Annotated in this window: 13 protein-coding genes; 9 read left to right on the forward strand and 4 right to left on the reverse strand. The window is 50.8% G+C overall.

Annotated features, from left to right (window positions below; translation table 11 throughout):
• Nucleotides 1–113: 113 nt before the first annotated feature.
• The 3 genes from ACO0LD_RS19820 to ACO0LD_RS19830 all read left to right on the forward strand — a co-directional run bounded on the left by ACO0LD_RS19820 (nt 114) and on the right by ACO0LD_RS19830 (nt 3,975).
• Nucleotides 114–1,556, forward strand: coding sequence for a PLP-dependent aminotransferase family protein (locus ACO0LD_RS19820; RefSeq protein WP_423009898.1), 1,443 nt, complete (start codon nt 114–116; stop codon nt 1,554–1,556).
• A complete protein-coding gene (locus tag ACO0LD_RS19825) occupies nt 1,549–2,220 on the forward strand; it encodes a TetR/AcrR family transcriptional regulator (RefSeq protein ID WP_423009899.1) in 672 nt (223 codons plus the stop codon). The genes ACO0LD_RS19820 and ACO0LD_RS19825 overlap by 8 nt, the downstream gene beginning before the upstream one ends.
• A 144-nt stretch (nt 2,221–2,364) precedes the next feature.
• Nucleotides 2,365–3,975, forward strand: a complete 1,611-nt coding sequence (locus ACO0LD_RS19830; protein WP_423009900.1) for a DUF3369 domain-containing protein — start codon at nt 2,365–2,367, stop codon at nt 3,973–3,975.
• Between the two features lie 13 nt (nt 3,976–3,988).
• Here ACO0LD_RS19830 and ACO0LD_RS19835 read toward each other — a convergent pair whose 3' ends face one another.
• Nucleotides 3,989–4,420 (reverse strand): MerR family transcriptional regulator, encoded by a 432-nt coding sequence (locus tag ACO0LD_RS19835; protein WP_423009901.1) that lies wholly within the window; start codon nt 4,418–4,420, stop codon nt 3,989–3,991.
• An 83-nt stretch (nt 4,421–4,503) separates the two neighbouring features.
• Here ACO0LD_RS19835 and ACO0LD_RS19840 point away from each other — a divergent pair, with 83 nt between their 5' ends.
• The 4 genes from ACO0LD_RS19840 (at nt 4,504) to ACO0LD_RS19855 (ending at nt 10,628) form a co-directional block, all read left to right on the forward strand.
• The gene (locus ACO0LD_RS19840; protein WP_423009902.1) at nt 4,504–7,098 is read left to right on the forward strand and encodes a heavy metal translocating P-type ATPase; all 2,595 of its coding nucleotides are present in this window, start codon (nt 4,504–4,506) and stop codon (nt 7,096–7,098) included.
• A gap of 79 nt (nt 7,099–7,177) precedes the next feature.
• Nucleotides 7,178–8,065, forward strand: a complete 888-nt coding sequence (locus ACO0LD_RS19845) for a metallophosphoesterase family protein (protein WP_423009903.1) — start codon at nt 7,178–7,180, stop codon at nt 8,063–8,065.
• Nucleotides 8,066–8,427: 362 nt separating this feature from the next.
• Complete coding sequence (locus ACO0LD_RS19850; protein WP_423009904.1) at nt 8,428–9,468, forward strand: GMP reductase; 1,041 nt, start codon at nt 8,428–8,430, stop codon at nt 9,466–9,468.
• A gap of 413 nt (nt 9,469–9,881) precedes the next feature.
• Complete coding sequence (locus tag ACO0LD_RS19855; protein ID WP_423009905.1) at nt 9,882–10,628, forward strand: energy transducer TonB; 747 nt, start codon at nt 9,882–9,884, stop codon at nt 10,626–10,628.
• 82 nt (nt 10,629–10,710) lie between these two features.
• On the opposite strand, the gene ACO0LD_RS19860 is transcribed toward ACO0LD_RS19855, so the two are convergent.
• The 3 genes from ACO0LD_RS19860 to ACO0LD_RS19870 all read right to left on the reverse strand — a co-directional run bounded on the left by ACO0LD_RS19860 (nt 10,711) and on the right by ACO0LD_RS19870 (nt 14,273).
• Nucleotides 10,711–12,354: a methyl-accepting chemotaxis protein gene (locus ACO0LD_RS19860; RefSeq protein WP_423009906.1), complete on the reverse strand. Its 1,644-nt coding sequence runs from the start codon at nt 12,352–12,354 to the stop codon at nt 10,711–10,713.
• Between the two features lie 260 nt (nt 12,355–12,614).
• The gene (locus tag ACO0LD_RS19865) at nt 12,615–13,457 is read right to left on the reverse strand and encodes a tRNA threonylcarbamoyladenosine dehydratase (RefSeq protein WP_423009907.1); all 843 of its coding nucleotides are present in this window, start codon (nt 13,455–13,457) and stop codon (nt 12,615–12,617) included.
• Nucleotides 13,458–13,529: 72 nt separating this feature from the next.
• Complete coding sequence (locus ACO0LD_RS19870; protein WP_423009908.1) at nt 13,530–14,273, reverse strand: helix-turn-helix domain-containing protein; 744 nt, start codon at nt 14,271–14,273, stop codon at nt 13,530–13,532.
• Between the two features lie 287 nt (nt 14,274–14,560).
• Here ACO0LD_RS19870 and ACO0LD_RS19875 point away from each other — a divergent pair, with 287 nt between their 5' ends.
• Nucleotides 14,561–15,988, forward strand: coding sequence for an FAD-binding oxidoreductase (locus ACO0LD_RS19875; RefSeq protein WP_423009909.1), 1,428 nt, complete (start codon nt 14,561–14,563; stop codon nt 15,986–15,988).
• Nucleotides 15,985–16,851, forward strand: coding sequence for a class I SAM-dependent methyltransferase (locus tag ACO0LD_RS19880; RefSeq protein ID WP_423009910.1), 867 nt, complete (start codon nt 15,985–15,987; stop codon nt 16,849–16,851). The genes ACO0LD_RS19875 and ACO0LD_RS19880 overlap by 4 nt, the downstream gene beginning before the upstream one ends.
• Nucleotides 16,852–16,873: the final 22 nt, after the last annotated feature.

The raw sequence follows: 16,873 nt of genomic DNA on the forward strand, positions 1-16,873 counted from the left end.
AGCATATGCAGTAATGACATATACAGCCAGTTTAATTTCATCCAACCGTATTGGTAGCCAAGGCAACACAGTTATGTGCAAATGCACAATTTGTTGCGTAGCAAGGAGCAAGCATGGACGCCGTAAAAGAAGTGCAGGCAGTAGAGCAAAGCCCGACCTGGCCGCAACTGTCACTGGAGCGCAGCCGCCAGGCCAGCCTGGTCGACCAGATTGTGCAGGAGGTAACCAGGCTGGTGCGCCAGAACGACCTGGCGCAGGGCAGCAAGATGCCATCCGTGCGGCAGTTTGCCAAATGTAACGCCGTCAGTACCTTTACTGTTGTGGAATCTTACGAGCGGCTGATCACCCTGGGCTTGCTGAGTTCACGCCGTGGCTCTGGTTATTTTGTCACCAAACCGGCCTGTACACCGCAGCCCATGGCGCAAGCCGTCATACCCAGCGCGCTGGATGCGCTTAGCCCCGATCTGTATTCTGGCGTGTCCAGCGCCCTGCCGGTAGGTTCTGGCTGGTTGCCGCCTGAGTGGTATGGCGATGATATTTTGCTCGACGCCCTGAAGCAATCCATGCGCATCCCTACCCAGCGCCTGCGTGGTTATGGCAATCCCCTGGGCTTTCCCAGCCTGCGCCAGCATCTGGCCAGCAGCCTGTCCCAAGAACTGTTCAGTGTTGACTCTGAACAGATTTTGCTGACCCATGGTGCTACCCATGGCTTTGACCTTATCCTGCGCACACTATGCAAACCCGGCGACACTGTACTGGTCGAAGACCCAGGTTATAGCAATCTGTTGTCGCTGATACGGCATCACGGTTGCATACCGATAGGCATAGCCCGCGATGAAAAAGGCCTGAACCTCGATAGCCTCATGGAAAAAGCCCTGCTGCACCAGCCCAAGCTGATGTTCGTGAATACGGTATTACAAAACCCGCTCGGCACCAGCCTGAGCCAGGCACAGGCACACCGCCTGCTGGCTCTGGCAGAACAGTTTGACTTCTGGCTGGTGGAAGATGATATCTACCGCGAGCTATGCCCGCGCCCTGAACCATCACTGGCAGCGATGGATGGTTTGCGCCGCGTGATACGGGTCGGCAGTTTTTCCAAGACGCTCTCTCCTACCCTGCGCGTTGGCTCTGTCTGCGCATCGCATTCGCTGATAGGTGAACTGTTGAGGGTGAAGATGCTGGCTGGTTTGACAACATCAGAAATCAATGAACGCGCCGTGCTGCATGCGATCAGCTCACGCCTGTACCGCCGCATGCTGGAAAAACTCAAACGGCAATTGGAAACATCACGCAACGCCAGCATGGACATGCTATTGGCCGCAGGTCTCACGCCCCTGGCAGAACCACGCGGCGGCATGTTCATCAGCGCTGGATGGAAAGACAGCAAGGCTAACGCCAGCAATATTGCCAGACAAGCTTTGCAGGAAGGCATCTTGCTGGCACCGGACGAATTCTTTAGCCTGCATGCCAGCGACTACCCCTGGTTCCGTTTCAATATCGCTTACAGCGATGCGGATACATTGAAAGCCTTTTTGATGAAACAGCGTCATGGATAGAGCACCGGATAAACTCACGCGCTCACGCGATGCGCTGGAAGCCCGCATCATGCAGGCGGCGGTCGAGGTATTTGCCGAGGCCGGTTATGCAGGTACGGCACTGGCATCGATTGCCGAACGGGCTGGCCTGTCAAAACAGAATCTGCTGTACTACTTCCCTACCAAACAAATCCTGTATGAAAAGGTGCTGGACCAGGTACTGGATCAATGGCTGGATCGTATGAACATACTGGCAGACCCCGACCATGACCCGGCAACATTGCTTGGCAATTACATACGGGCCAAGCTACGTTTTTCACGTGAGCAGCCACAAGCCTCACGTGTTTATGCGATGGAAGTCATCAGCGGTGCGCCTGTCTATGCCGAGACCATGCGTAATAAAATCCTGCCACTCTTGCAAAAAGATATAGCCGTTTTTGAAGCCTGGATGGCGGCTGGCAAGATCGCTGCTGTAAATACGACACACCTGTTATTTTCCATTTGGGCGATGACGCAGTCGTATGCTGACTTTGCCGCCCAGATGAGTCTGGTACTGGGGCATAGCCCACTGAATGAAAATGATTTTGAGGAGGCCGAGACATTAATTGTTGATATGGTATTGCACCGCCTGCACTTGAATACTGTTACATCCAGCGAAACCCCTGTCACTAGCACTGCAATGTGAACGTCTGTCAAATACCACATAATAAAATGATGCCTGAAGGCACTTCCCAAGAATTACTGGCATAATAAATTCCTATATTACAGACCGTTTCGATTGATTTTCTGACTACAAACGATGTTGCAGTGCAAATGATCGGGGGAGTGCATGAATCACGAACAGGAATCAGAAGAAGACTGGATCATTGAAGATGAAAGCAATGACAAGTCGCAAGAACAGCTGGAGACCTCATTTGAATCACACCCCTGGCGTCTGCTCATCGTAGACGATGAAGAAGACATACACGCCGTAACCCGGCTGGCCCTGAACAATATCGTTTTCAAGGGACGCCCGCTGGATATATTGTCAGCCCACAGTGCATCTGAAGCTTTTGATATTTTAAGCAGGGAAAACGACATCAACTTGATCCTGCTCGATGTCGTCATGGAAACCGATGATGCCGGTTTGCGCCTGGTAAAACGCATACGCGAAGAACTCAAGAATCAACTGGTACGCATCGTACTGCGCACTGGCCAGCCTGGCCAGGCACCTGAAAAAAGTGTCATTGTCGATTACGACATCAACGATTATAAAACCAAGACCGAACTGACTACCCAGCGCCTGTTTACCACGGTGATAGCCTCGTTGCGCGCCTATGAAGGTTTGCTGTCGATAGAACGCAGCCGTATAGGTTTGACACGCATACTGCAGGCATCCGCCAATTTGTATGAGTTGAAGTCATTGAAGGAATTTGCCTGTGGCGTGTTGAACCAGATCGGTGCCATACTTGATGTTGGTGCGGACGGTGTCTTATGCCTGTCACGCCACGCCGTTGGTACACCGGATGGCAGCCTGCAAGCCAGCATTATTGCCGCGACCGGCACTTACAGTGATTTTTCTGGATTAGATAAATTGCCGCAAGATTGTGAATGGACCGCCATCGTCGAAAAAGCCTTCAACGAAAAGAAAAGCCAGTTCCAGCATCCTGCTGATGTCTTGTTCATCCACACCAGGCAAGGCCATGAATTTGCCATCCTGGTGACGCCGCCCTGGCCGCTGGGACAAATGCAGCGCGACTTGCTGGAATTATTCTGCGACCGTATTGCTGCCGCATTTGATAACCGCTATCTGAACGAGCAATTGCAAAGAGCGCAGGAAGCCTCAGTTGTCGCCCTGACTGATCTGGCAGAATCACGGGATACCGATACAGGAGGCCATGTACAGCGCGTCTGCAAACTGACCAATGCGATCGCCAGCGAGCTCAAGCGGCGCAATAATTTTGCCACTGACCTGACACCACAATTCATGGAAATGGTGGGTATTGCCAGCATCCTGCATGATGTGGGCAAGGTGGCGACACCCGATGCCGTACTGCTGAAAGCCGGTGGTCACGACAAGGAAGAACGCATCATCATGGAATACCATGCGCTGGCGGGTGAAACCGTGCTGGCGCGCGCAGCCACCATGGTAGACGGGGTCAGCTACCTGACTTATGGCTCGCAAATTGCAGGCAGCCATCATGAGCATTTTGATGGACATGGTTATCCACGCAAATTGAAAGGGGAAGATATCCCCTTGTCGGCACGCATCGTTGCCGTGGTCGATGTGTTTGATGCTTTATTGCACCGCCGCCCCTACAAGGAACCCTGGTCACTGGAAGATACCATTGCCTATATCAAAACCAGGAGCGGTACACAATTTGACCCCTTGGTGGTGGATGCGCTGATCCATTATGTACAAACCGAGAAACCGGACTGGGTCGCCAGCGGCGAGCACTGACGAAGAACTTGCTTCAGTGTTGACAAGCTTTCACTTCGTCTGGACTGCTGCTCGCCAGCGCCTGGATAATCGGACACTGCACTTGCTGCGTTGATGATGCGCACTGGTGTATCAACTGTGTCAGCATGTCTTCCATCCTGTGCAAATCAAGCAGTTTGGCTTGTACTTGTAGCAAACGTTCCTGTGCGACATCGCGTATGGCTTGCCTGTCGTTACCATCTTCCAGCATCAGTAAATTGGCGATTTCATCGAGGCTAAAGCCCAGTTCTTGCGCCCTTTTGATAAAGCGTATGCGCTCTGCCAGATTTGCCGGATAAGTTCGAAAACCAGTGGCAACTGCGGGCACAGGCAGCAAATCACGGCGCTGGTAATAGCGTATGGTTTCTACCCCCACGCCCGCTGCCTTGGCCAATTGCCCTATCGTATATTGATCTGCATCAAGCATAGTTAAAAAGTCCTTGACTCTGTTCTTGGGTACGGAGTCTATGATAAGCCAATCAAGCTAATTTTGTATTGGAAGGAAAAACGATGACTCAAGACCACACCAATCACCAGCATAATGGCAGTTGCTGCGGGCACAAGCATGAAGTGCAGCCGGACAGTGACCAAGAAAAAGCGCAGGACAAGAAATTCACAGACCCGGTCTGCGGCATGCAAGTCAGCAAGAACCCGGAGAAAATGGCCCGTTTTCAAGGTACTGCCTACTATTTTTGCAGTACTTCCTGCGTCAGCAAATTCAATGCTGCGCCAGAAAACTATGTCAAGACCAAGAAGATCATCGGGCTAGGCAGCGTTGCTACTGTCAATAGCGATGCCATGCAAAGCGACGCTCAAGGTGAGCACAAGGATCCGGTTTGCGGCATGCGTGTCAATGCGCAAAGCCAGCATCAATTTGTACATGCAGGACAAAGCTATTATTTTTGCTGTAACTCTTGTCTGGAAAAATTCCGTAAAGATCCTGCTGCCTGGTTAGATCCGTCCAGGCGACCTGCCCCAAAAGCCGTGGCCAAGGATGCGATATTTACCTGCCCCATGCATCTGGAGATAGAACAAGTTGGCCCTGGCACTTGCCCGCTCTGTGGCATGGCACTGGAACCCAAGGAAGCCTCGGTAGAAGAAGATACCAGCGAACTGGACGATATGCGTCGCCGCTTCAAGTTCAGCCTGGTGTTGAGTTTGCCGTTGCTGGTCATGACCATGGGTGACATGTTGCCAGGCATGTCTTTTCACAGCCTGCTGGGTATGAGCGTTTTCAACTGGTTGCAATTCATCCTGGCGACGCCCGTGGTGTTATGGGCTGGCCTGCCATTTTTTGAACGTGCGCTGGCATCCTTCAAGACCATGCACCTCAACATGTTCAGTCTGATTGGCGTGGGCACGGCTGCCGCCTATGTATTCAGCCTGGTGGCATTACTGTTACCAGATGTCCTGCCAGCAGCCTTCAAGATGAATGGCATGGCGCCACTGTATTTTGAAGCTGCGGCCGTCATCATTACTTTAGTCTTGCTTGGGCAGGTACTGGAATTACGCGCACGTTCGCAAACCAATGCAGCAATTAAAGCACTGCTTGGCTTGACACCAGCGACTGCGATACGCATTGCTGCCGATGGCAGCGAGACTGAAATTGCACTGGACGAAGTGCTACTTAATGATAGCTTGCGTGTCAAACCAGGCGCGCATATTCCTGTCGATGGCGTATTGCTGGATGGTCATAGCAATGTTGACGAAGCCATGCTGACAGGTGAACCACTACCCGTCAGCAAACGGGCCGGTGACAAGGTCAGCGCTGGTACGATCAACCAGCAAGGCAGTTTCAGCATGCAGGCGCAACGCATAGGTAAGGACACTTTGCTGGCCAGCATCATCTCTCTCGTGAATCAGGCTGGACGTTCACGTGCGCCGATACAGAAACTGGCCGACCAGGTATCCGGCTGGTTTGTACCCGGCGTGATTGCCGCTGCCGTGCTGGCTTTTATAGGCTGGGCTATCTGGGGGCCTGCACCGGCACTGGCGAATGGTTTGATGGCTGCAGTATCAGTACTGATCATCGCCTGCCCTTGTGCGCTTGGCCTGGCAACACCGATATCAGTCACCGTTGGCATAGGCCGCGGTGCCCATGATGGTGTCTTGATCAAGGATGCCGAGGCACTGGAAAGACTGGAGAAAATCGATACCCTGCTGATAGACAAAACCGGCACGCTGACCGAGGGTAAACCAACACTGCAAAACTTTAGCGTCGCCAGTGGCGAATCAGAAGCAGATTTGCTGGCGCTGGCAATGGCACTGGAGCAACGCAGTGAACACCCTGTTGCCCATGCAATCGTCAGCTATGCAGAAACTCGCGATGCCAAGCCCGTTGCCATCAGAGATTTTACGTCCATCACAGGCAAGGGTGTCAGTGCCAAATTTGAAGACAAGACAGTCTTGCTGGGCAATCCGGCGCTTCTGGAAGAGCATGCGATCAGCATGTCTGGTTTTGAGCAACAAGTCGCCGATTTGCAGATGCAGGGGCATACCGTCATGTTGATGGCAGTCAATCAAAAAGCCGTGGCCTTGCTGAGCGTGGCTGACAAGATCAAGAGCAACAGCAAGGAAGCAATAAACCAATTACAGCAACAGGGTATGCATATCATCGTACTGACTGGCGACAATGCCGTCACAGCACAGGCAGTGGCAAAACAACTGGGGCTGGATGATGTGCGCGCCGACTTGCTGCCTGCAGAGAAATTCCGCATTGTGCAGGAGTTGCAGGCACAGGGCCGCGTGGTGGCCATGGCAGGCGATGGCATCAATGACGCACCTGCATTGGCACAGGCAGATGTGGGCATCGCCATGGGCAGCGGCACTGATGTTGCCATGCATAGCGCCCATGTGGTGCTAGTGAAAGGTGACTTGCGCGGCATCGTCAAAGCCCGCTCCCTGAGTCAACAGGCGATGAAAAACATCAGGCAAAACCTGTTCTTTGCCTTTGCCTATAATTTTGTGGGCGTGCCTGTGGCTGCCGGGCTTTTGTATCCGTGGTTTGGGATTTTGCTTAGCCCCATGATAGCTAGTGCAGCGATGAGCTTGAGTTCAGTATCGGTGATCAGCAATGCCCTGCGCTTGCGGCATGCCAAACTATAGTATTGAAGCGAGAGGAACAGGTAGAATACGCGCCTGTCCCTGCCAACACCTGGCATTGCCTTCGTAAATAGAAAAATTCATGCGTCTTTCCGTCCTGGCTATTGTTATATCTGCCCTGTTTATTCCACGTGTACACGCTGCCGAAAAACCCATCAGCGCGACCGTCTATGTTGCAGGTGATATCGCCGACTGTAGAAAAATCCCGCCTCTGGAAAATATGGCAGCCAAAACTGCAGAACTGATTGCTGCCGGCCTGGCAAAGGACAGCATGGCAAGAGCAATTACCTTGGGTGACAACACTTATCCTGTCGGCAAGCCCAAAGAATTTGGCAAATGTTATGATCCAACCTGGGGGCGCTTCAAGGATAAAACCCTGCCCTCGCCCGGCAACCATGATTACGGCACGCCCAAGGCTTCGGGTTATTACAATTACTTTGGTGAACTGGCCGGGCCAGACAGGCGCGGTTATTATGCAACTCAATTGGGCAAGTGGCTTATCCTTTCACTCAACAGCAATCTCGCCCCTGCCCAGATGCAAGTGCAATTGAAATGGCTGAAAGAAGAACTGGGCAGCAACAAGCAAAGCTGCACTCTGGCCTTCTGGCATCATCCTGTGTATAGCTCTGGCGGCCACGGCAATAATAAAAACATGCAAGAAGCCTGGACCATGCTGGCTGCTGCAAAAGCAGATATCGTGCTGACTTCACACGATCACGATTACGAACGCTTCGCCCCACTTGATGCGAATGGCGACCGGGATGACAAAAATGGTATACGCAGTTTTGTCGTTGGCACAGGTGGTGCCAGGTTGACGCCTATGTTTTTTCCCAAGGGTGCGACAGAAATCCGCGATAACTCTACCCACGGGGTATTGAAGCTGAGCCTGCATGACAAGTCCTATGAGTGGGAATTCTTGTCTGTGCCAGGACAAAGCCTCATTGATAAAGGCCGGGCTGCCTGCCACTGATCAGCCTCCTCAGCTTATAGTTGATATAGCTTGGCAAACCGTTAGTCTAGCCTTCTACACATATGCGGCTGCCAGTGTTGTCAGGCGATACTCGAGAATTGCCTGGCATTTATACCGTGCCGCGAGCATTCTGACGCTCTGATCCTTGCAGGGCCAGGAGGCCAAGATTAATCAGGTTCGGCATATCACCTTGGCAATATTTGGGTTATACGGAATACGAAATGGATGATATCGTCCATATCAAATTCAGATGATGATTCCGGATTTTTTTGCACTATACTCAAGTACGGCTCAACAACTTAGTCAGCTTTGCTGCCTGGCTTGTCACTTCCCGCGTCCGCCAGACGCATCATGGAGTCGTTATGCATATAGAAGAAACCCTCAGGCTGGATTTCAAGGATGTTTTGATACGTCCAAAACGGTCCACCCTCACCTCCCGTTCCCAGGTCAATCTGGAACGTGAATTCGTTTTCCATCATTCCCGCAAGACTTATCACGGTATCCCCATCATTGCTGCGAATATGGATTCTACCGGCACCATGGAAATGGCCGCCGCGCTGGACCCGCATCAATTATCTGTCGCCTTGCACAAGCATTATGATGAAGATGCGCTGGTCGACTATTTCTCTGCCTTGCAAAGAAAAGCGACGGCCTTTTATTCCATGGGTATCACCCAGTCCGATTTCGAGAAGTTTTCAGCCGTCATGGCACGCGCCCAGAACGCCATAGAATATGTCTGCATAGACGTAGCAAACGGGTATACCGAAGGCTTTATCAACTTCGTCAAAAAAGTGCGCACCACTTACCCGCACCTGACCATCATGGCTGGCAATGTGGTAACTGGCGACATTACTGAAGAATTGATACTGGCTGGTGCCGATATCGTCAAGGTGGGCATAGGACCTGGCTCAGTCTGTACCACGCGCAAGATGACGGGCGTGGGTTATCCGCAATTATCAGCGGTGATTGAGTGTGCCGATGCAGCGCACGGTCTGGGCGGACAAATCTGCGCCGATGGTGGCTGCGTCGTGCCGGGTGACCTGGCCAAGGCCTTTGGTGCCGGTGCCGACTTCATCATGCTGGGTGGCATGCTGGCTGGCCATGATGAATGTGCAGGTGATTTGATAGAACGCGATGGCCAGCAATTCAAGCGCTTTTACGGCATGAGCAGCCGCGCTGCTATGGACAAATATGCCGGTGGTGTCGCCAAATACCGTGCATCTGAAGGCAAGGAAGTACTGATACCTTACCGCGGCCCGGTGGAAGCAACTTTGCAGGATATTTTGGGTGGGGTACGTTCAGCATGCACTTACGTGGGTGCACACAAACTGAAGGAATTGACCAAGCGCACGACTTTCATCCGGGTGACACAGCAATTGAATGAAGTGTTCGGAAAATCCTGAAACACATAAACACTGTTTATCACTAAACGCCTTGACGATAAATTAGTAACAATACTACAAGCCAACTTCGAAAGAAGTTGGCTTTTTTTTCACAATTCGTATCATTTAAATGATTTAGCCAGCATTTGGCACAAATCCTGCATAGTTACGCGCAAGTAAAGTAGTTTTGATCTGGGTATTTTCATGATTTCAATCACTTCTGTGATTTGAATATTGCTAAGTGGCTATATCCATGGCAGGATAGCCGTTCGGATTTGTGAAAATTTCCTTAGCAGTGAACAAACTGGTTTTGCACCAAATAAATGCATTTATTTTTTGATTGCACCATTTTTTTGCATCGATGCTTTTTGCTGTGAAACAGCCGCTTGCTTGATTTAATTTTGGCTTTAAAACGGTCTTTTGTCTGGAGTAATATGAAAACGGTAGTCATTAAAAAAACAGGGAAGTTGTCATTTCTTACTTTCAGCCTGGCATCCAGTGCGCTGCTCATTAGCGCTTGTCAAAAGACCCCTGAACCGGCTCCTGTTGCCAGCGTACCTGATGCGCCTTCATCTACCCCCATGCCTACTGGTCTGGTGAAAAATCCTGTCAAACATGCCGATACTGCCGACGTGACCAAGTGGATGGATATGGCATCCAACAAGTCTGCTGCGCAAATCGCCAAAGAAGAAAAACTGGCGAAAGAAGCAAAAGAAGCCAAGGAAGCGAAAGAGGCTAAAGACGCCAAAGATGCAAAATTGGCAGCTGAGGCGAAAGCCCTGGCAGCCAAAGTCAAAGAAGTGCCTAAGGTCGCTTCTGCCACAGCAACTGCGCCAGCCCCAGTACCTAAACCTGTAGAAGCACCACCACCAGTGGTCGCTGCGGCACCCAAACCAGCGCCAGTTGCGGCACCGGTAGAAAACCTGACCTTGAAAGTTATCTCCAGCGTACAACCGAAATACCCCAGCACTGCAGTGCGTGCCGGTATCACTTCAGGCGTTGTCAGCGCTCGTGTACATGTTGATACTGATGGCAAAGTCTCGCAGGTAGAAATCGTCAAAGCCAATCCACCCAAGCATTTTGACAAGGAAGTGATTGCGGCAGCATCTCAATGGAAATATGCACCCATCTCCAAACCCTTGACGACTCTGCTGGAATTCAATTTCAAGCTCGATAATTAAAGAGTCAAAATTCAAGATTTATAATTAAAAAAAGCCAGCCTGATATTAAATCAGACTGGCTTTTTTTATGTTTACTGCTTGCTCAGCCTAGTCGCAGACTCTGACGTTGATCCTGATTGGCTGCTTGCGCTTTTTTGAACTTGCCAGCGTTACCCGTTTTACCAGCGCCGACGCCTTCTGCCATGCCTGCCATTTTGAATACACCCACCACCTGATGTAAATTATCAGCCTGTTCCAACAAGCTTTGGGCCGCAGCAGCGGCTTCTTCCACCAGGGCAGCATTATGCTGGGTCACCTGGTCCATCTGGATGATCGCCACATTCACCTGCTCGATCCCACGACTTTGCTCGCCGCCTGCCGCAGCAATCTCGCTCATGATGTCAGCCACCTGCTTGACCGAAGTCACGATCTGGCTCATCGTAACGCCAGTTTCATCCACCAGTGCAGTACCTGCATCAACTTTGGATACCGAGTCTCCTATCAATTGCTTGATCTCTTTGGCAGCACTGGCTGATCTTTGCGCCAGATTGCGCACTTCAGAAGCAACAACTGCAAAACCACGACCCTGCTCACCAGCCCTGGCAGCTTCGACTGCAGCGTTCAAGGCCAGGATATTGGTCTGGAAGGCAATGCCATCGATGACGCCAATGATATCGACAATTTTGCGCGAACTATCCTTGATAGCTCCCATGGTATTGACCATTTGCCCAACCACGTCCCCACCCTTGCTGGCAAAGTCTGATGAAGACATGACCAGTTGATTGGCTTGCGCGGCGCTGGCGGCATTATGTTGTACGGTTGAAGTCAGCTCTTCCATCGACGACGCAGTTTCTTCGAGTGAGCTGGCCTGACTTTCAGTACGTTCAGACAAATCCAGATTGCCCGTGGCAATCTCGTTCGATGCAGTAAAAATAGTGTCGGTGCTGGTCCTGACCTGCCTGACTATATTGATCAAACTCTGGTTCATATTCGACAAGGCTTGCAACAATTCGCCCGCCTCATCTTTCGAGCTGATCTTTATGTCCTGACGCAAATCACCGGCAGCGATATTGTTTGCGATATCAATCGCATAATTCAATGGACGCGAAATGCTGCGTACCAGCCATACACCCATGGCAGACGCAAACAGCACGGACAATATAATAAACAAGGACGCAAATACCTGGAAACGGCCAAAGAAACTTTGCGAAGCTTCATATTCAGACTTGCCAACGTTAAGTTGCAATTGTATGAGCCCATCCATGGATTCTTTCATGGATAAAAACAAGGGGTCCACTTTGCTGTTGAATAACTTCGAAGCCGCATCCATGTCTTTATTTTTCAGCGCTGTCAAAGTCGGATTCAAACCCTCTTCCAGGAATTGTTTGCGTCTTGCCGCAAACTGGTCAGCCAGGGCTTTTTCTTCTGGCGTCAGATATGTCGCCATGTACTCGCTCCAGATCTTGCTCGCCTCAGCCTTGCCTGCTTCAACAGCGGTGATGTGGGCTGGAGCTTTTTCCGGGGCATCAATTATTGCCTTGGCTGTAACGACCTGGTTTCTCATGAGCAGGCGTATCACGCCGTCCAGTTGTCCCAGCGCGACCAGCCTGTCGTCATAGACGGTTTTAATCGAATTATTGCTGGCATTCAAACTCAGGTAGCCAGCAGAACCTATGGCCAATACAAGCAAAGACAATAGAATAAAACTGAAAATCAGCTTGGTCTTGATACGAATATCCTGAAACATACTAGCCTCCGTAACATCGGGCGGATGGTGAACAACCATAAGTCAGCGTATCGCCTGCGAGGTATTTACTTCTAAATTGCAGGGACAACGGGGATGAGCGCATCAGAACTGGCCTGATGCGTGATTTGACTTTAAATGCTAAAAGGCAATAACTCAAGGCGCGACAAGTAATTCAACAATGCCTGAGCTATTTCCCCCACAAAGTATGAAAGATTGTTTCCATACACAAATATCGGTAGGAAATTTGAAAAATGTGGAAATTACTTTGCCTGATTATCTACATCACCAGTTGCCAGCTTGCGCAACACCTGGGCAGCCGCCATCAGACCGAAAGACGCTGTGACAACGATGGACGAACCAAAGCCGGCACAATTCAAACCAGTGACACCTGCACTGGCATTGTTATTGGTAGCGGCGTCGACACCGGCATTGGCATCGACTTCACAAACTTCGGCAGTCTCTGGCACGCTCAAGGCTTCCATGGAGAACACTGCATCAATGCCAAATTTACTTTTTGCCCCGCGCGGGAAACCATGGTTTTGACGCAGGCGTTTGCGCACCAGTGCCAGCAAAGGCTCTTGCTCGGTACGTGAGAGATCACGAATTTCTATCTTGCCGGGATCAGTCTGTCCACCTGCTGCACCTATGGTAATCAGCGGTATAGCATGTTGGCGGCAATAGGCAATCAGGGCCGTCTTGGCTTTGACATTGTCGATGGCATCGATCACATAATCAAAACCTGGCTGACCGAGCATGGCATCAAGATTGTCTGGCGTGACAAAGTCTTCGACTTCATTCACCTTGCAATAGGGATTGATCAGGGCAATCCGTTCGGCCAATGCAGTGACCTTGGCCTTGCCGACCGTATCAGTATTTGCCTGTATCTGGCGATTGATATTTGATTCAGCCACATTATCGAGATCTATCATGGTGATACGGCCTATGGCACTACGCGCCAGCGCCTCCACTACCCAGGAGCCTACACCACCGACGCCAATAACGCAGACATGCGCCTGCTTGAAACGCTCAAGACCTGCGGCTCCATATAGACGGGCAATACCACCAAAGCGGCGTTCAAAATCGATATCTATTACATCTTGCATAAGAAAATTGCGCCCGCAGGCTGGACATTGTAAGCAGGCGCTATTTTACTTGATGCGGCTCAAGCCGTGACTTTACCTGCCGGCTTTGCGCTTCAAATCAGAGAACAGCGAAAATACCCATGGCCTGGTCGCCATCAGCAGCGCCATGCCCTGCCTTTGTTCTGATGACAAGCTGGCATCAATATCTGCCAGCTCGTTAAATTCAGTCAGCAGGCGTGCCATTTTTCTTTGCAAAACAGCAATCGATGCTGCACTGAGTTCGCGGGTTTCAAAGCGTAAAACTGCCTGCTCTTCATGAAAGTCGCTCTGCAAAAATTCTTCCATGACTTGCGACTGATATTTCTTGCGTATAGGCCCGCCATCACGCCATTGCAGGGTGGTGTGAGTCAGTAATTTGATGCGGTTATTTGGATGAAGTTCGATCAAGCCCAGACGCTCAAGCTTCATCAATAACTGTAATAACTCAGTTTCTGCAATCTCAAATTGCCGGGCAATTTCCTTGACTTGCCATTGATTCAGCAAGAGGTAAAACACGCCCAGCAGCCTGGGTTGCTCTGCCAGTGTTTGTTCCTGCGACTCAGTTAATTCCCCCTTCAACTCTTGCTGGCCGCGTGCCAGCCTTGCCAGTTCCAGGAAATCCAGTTCCAGCAACTGGCAGATGGATTCCAGCCTGCGGACTGTAAACGTCGATTCAGAAAACAAACGTTTCACGCTGGCTTCACTGATTTGCAAATGAGCAGCCAGCTGCGCATAGGTCAGGCCTTTTTGTTTCAGGTGCTTTTTCAGGGCAATCGTGATTTGTTGAGTCAGGTTCATGGCAGGTCCATTTTTTTGGAGATATTTGAATGACTTGTGACAAGACCAAAAAGCTCACCAATGAGGCACAAAGGCACAGAGAAAAGCATAGATGGCTGTAGATTCACTCGCTTTTCTCCGTGCCCCTCTGTGCCCCCTCTGTGTCTCTGTGTTGAGAGGTCTTCTATAAAAACTTAACGTCACTTCACAAACGGCTAAAGGTATTGATATTCAATACTAATTTTTATTAGATTGTATATCAATACCTTAAATTGCAAAATGCAATCTTCAAATCGGGAGAAAACAACATGCCTAACAAAAACCAGTCGCATAGCGCAGTCAATGTAAATGACGTGCATTCCGCACTCAATCTCACCCAAGTAAGCAAGATCGTTGAGGTAAACAATCTCGCTCAGCTTGCCAGTACATTGGCCGCAGCAAAAAACAATAACAAAAAGATCGCCATCAGCGCAGGCCGCCATGCCATGGGCGGGCAGCAGTTTGCTGAAGATGCGGTCTTGCTGGACATGCGCGGCATGGACAAAGTACTCAACTTTGACCGCGAACTGGGCATCGTCACGGTCGAGGCTGGCATACAGTGGCCTGCGCTGATTGACTATCTGGAAGCAGCACAAAAAGACAGCCTGCATCAATGGGCGATACGACAAAAACAAACAGGAGCAGATGACCTGAGCATAGGTGGTTGCCTGTCTGCGAATGTGCATGGTCGTGGCCTGCAAATGCGCCCGTTTATTGATGATGTAGAAAGCTTCAGCCTGCTTGATGCGCAGGGAAGCTTGCAGCACTGCAGCCGCGACAGCAATCGTCATCTGTTCAGGCTGGTCATAGGTGGTTATGGCATGTTTGGCGTCATTACCAAAGTCAGCCTGCGTCTGACGAAAAGACAAAAAATGCGGCGTGATGTCAGCGTTATTACGCTGGATAATTTGATGCCTGCATTCCAGCAACGCATAGACTCTGGCTACGCTTATGGCGACTTCCAGTTCTCCATCGACCCTGCCAGCCCTGATTTTTTACAGCGAGGCGTATTTTCCTGTTATTGCCCGGTATCAGACACCAGCAGCATCCGGGAAGAGCATGCGCTCAGTGATGAGCAATGGCAGCAATTGCTGGTACTGGCCCATGTGGACAAGAGCCGCGCCTTTGATTGCTATGCCCAGCACTATATGGCCAGTTCTGGTCAAATTTACTGGAGCGACCGGCTGCAGCAAACTACCTATCTGGATGGTTATCACAAACAGATAGATGGCCTGCTTGGACACCGTGGTTCGGAGATGATAGGTGAGTTGTATGTACCCAGAGCTGAACTACCCGCCTTCATGCGCGATGCAGCACAGGATTTTCGCCAGCATGGTGTCGATCTCATCTACGGCACTGTTCGCTTGATAGAGGCAGACACAGAAAGCTTCTTGCCATGGGCCAGGCAAGACTATGCCTGCGTGATTTTCAATCTGCACACAGAACATACAGAAAGTGGCATCGCCGCTACGGGCGCAACATTTCGTCGCTTGATCGATCTTGCGATCAAACGTGATGGCAGTTTCTACCTGACTTATGGACGCTTTGCGACGATAGAACAAATCCGCCACTGCTATCCCAACTTTGAAAACTTCCTGGCTTACAAACATCGTTTTGACCCTGAACTGTTATTCCAGAGTACCTGGTTCCAGCATCATGCAGCCATGTTTTCTGCACACCTGGAGCAGGCAGCATGAAGACGAATCAAGCCAGCAATACTGCACTGATCGTTGCAGCCGGGGTACAAATGTTGGCGCGTGATCCGGACTATCGCGCTATGGTGCCAGACAGCATGGCCGCGCATGGCCAGCGCTTATTGCGTGCCAGCCACCCGCGCCTGTCCAGCCTCGTTACACGCCACTGGTTTCGCACGCTGGCATATGCAGCGGAAAAAATTACCCTGCCTGGCATCTTGCTGCACTATGTCTTGCGCAAGAAAGTCATCAGGGATTATGTTGCGCAATCCATCGCTGCTGGCACACGTCAGATCGTCTTGATAGGTGCTGGCTACGATACCCTGTGCATGGAATTGGCCGAGCAGCAAGCCGGGCTGAAATTGATAGAAATCGATCATCCGGCGACACAGGCCGTGAAGCGCGCTGCAGCAGGAACATCACACGCAAATCGCATTCACTGCATCGCTGCTGAACTGGGCAAGCAAAGCCTGGCAGAGGTATTAGGCAGCTGCAAAGACTTTGATGCAAACCTGAAGACCGTGTTCATCGCAGAAGGCTTGCTCATGTATTTGACGGTCAGTGACATTGCTACGCTATTAAAGCAAATGAAAATGGCGGCCCATGATGCCTCATTGATTTTTACATGGATGGAAATCCAGGCAAACGGCCAGCCCAATTTCCGCCCGGCCAGCAAGCTCATCGATTTTTTCCTCAAGAAAAAAGCCGAACCGTTTTTGTCCGGCATGGCACAAGACCAGGTTGCAATATTTTTGCAGCAACATGGTTTTAATCTGAAAGACTTGAAAGAAAGCATTGCTGCTGCCCAGCAGGCAAGCCAGAGCAAGCCTATTGCAGGGGAATATATTTGCCTGGCGCATAGCTAAGCGCACTTGAGTAAGCACGCCT

Origin of the sequence: Undibacterium sp. Ji83W (assembly GCF_049340385.1) — a bacterium.
In the GTDB taxonomy this organism is placed as follows: Bacteria; Pseudomonadota; Gammaproteobacteria; order Burkholderiales; family Burkholderiaceae_D; genus Undibacterium.

Bases quoted from the DNA above. Each gene is read 5' to 3' on its own strand.
- ACO0LD_RS19820 (WP_423009898.1), top strand. From the start codon at position 114: ATGGACGCCGTAAAAGAAGTGCAGGCAGTAGAGCAAAGCCCGACCTGG.
- ACO0LD_RS19825 (WP_423009899.1), top strand. From the start codon at position 1,549: ATGGATAGAGCACCGGATAAACTCACGCGCTCACGCGATGCGCTGGAA.
- ACO0LD_RS19830 (WP_423009900.1), top strand. From the start codon at position 2,365: ATGAATCACGAACAGGAATCAGAAGAAGACTGGATCATTGAAGATGAA.
- ACO0LD_RS19835 (WP_423009901.1), bottom strand. From the start codon at position 4,420: ATGCTTGATGCAGATCAATATACGATAGGGCAATTGGCCAAGGCAGCG.
- ACO0LD_RS19840 (WP_423009902.1), top strand. From the start codon at position 4,504: ATGACTCAAGACCACACCAATCACCAGCATAATGGCAGTTGCTGCGGG.
- ACO0LD_RS19845 (WP_423009903.1), top strand. From the start codon at position 7,178: ATGCGTCTTTCCGTCCTGGCTATTGTTATATCTGCCCTGTTTATTCCA.
- ACO0LD_RS19850 (WP_423009904.1), top strand. From the start codon at position 8,428: ATGCATATAGAAGAAACCCTCAGGCTGGATTTCAAGGATGTTTTGATA.
- ACO0LD_RS19855 (WP_423009905.1), top strand. From the start codon at position 9,882: ATGAAAACGGTAGTCATTAAAAAAACAGGGAAGTTGTCATTTCTTACT.
- ACO0LD_RS19860 (WP_423009906.1), bottom strand. From the start codon at position 12,354: ATGTTTCAGGATATTCGTATCAAGACCAAGCTGATTTTCAGTTTTATT.
- ACO0LD_RS19865 (WP_423009907.1), bottom strand. From the start codon at position 13,457: ATGCAAGATGTAATAGATATCGATTTTGAACGCCGCTTTGGTGGTATT.
- ACO0LD_RS19870 (WP_423009908.1), bottom strand. From the start codon at position 14,273: ATGAACCTGACTCAACAAATCACGATTGCCCTGAAAAAGCACCTGAAA.
- ACO0LD_RS19875 (WP_423009909.1), top strand. From the start codon at position 14,561: ATGCCTAACAAAAACCAGTCGCATAGCGCAGTCAATGTAAATGACGTG.
- ACO0LD_RS19880 (WP_423009910.1), top strand. From the start codon at position 15,985: ATGAAGACGAATCAAGCCAGCAATACTGCACTGATCGTTGCAGCCGGG.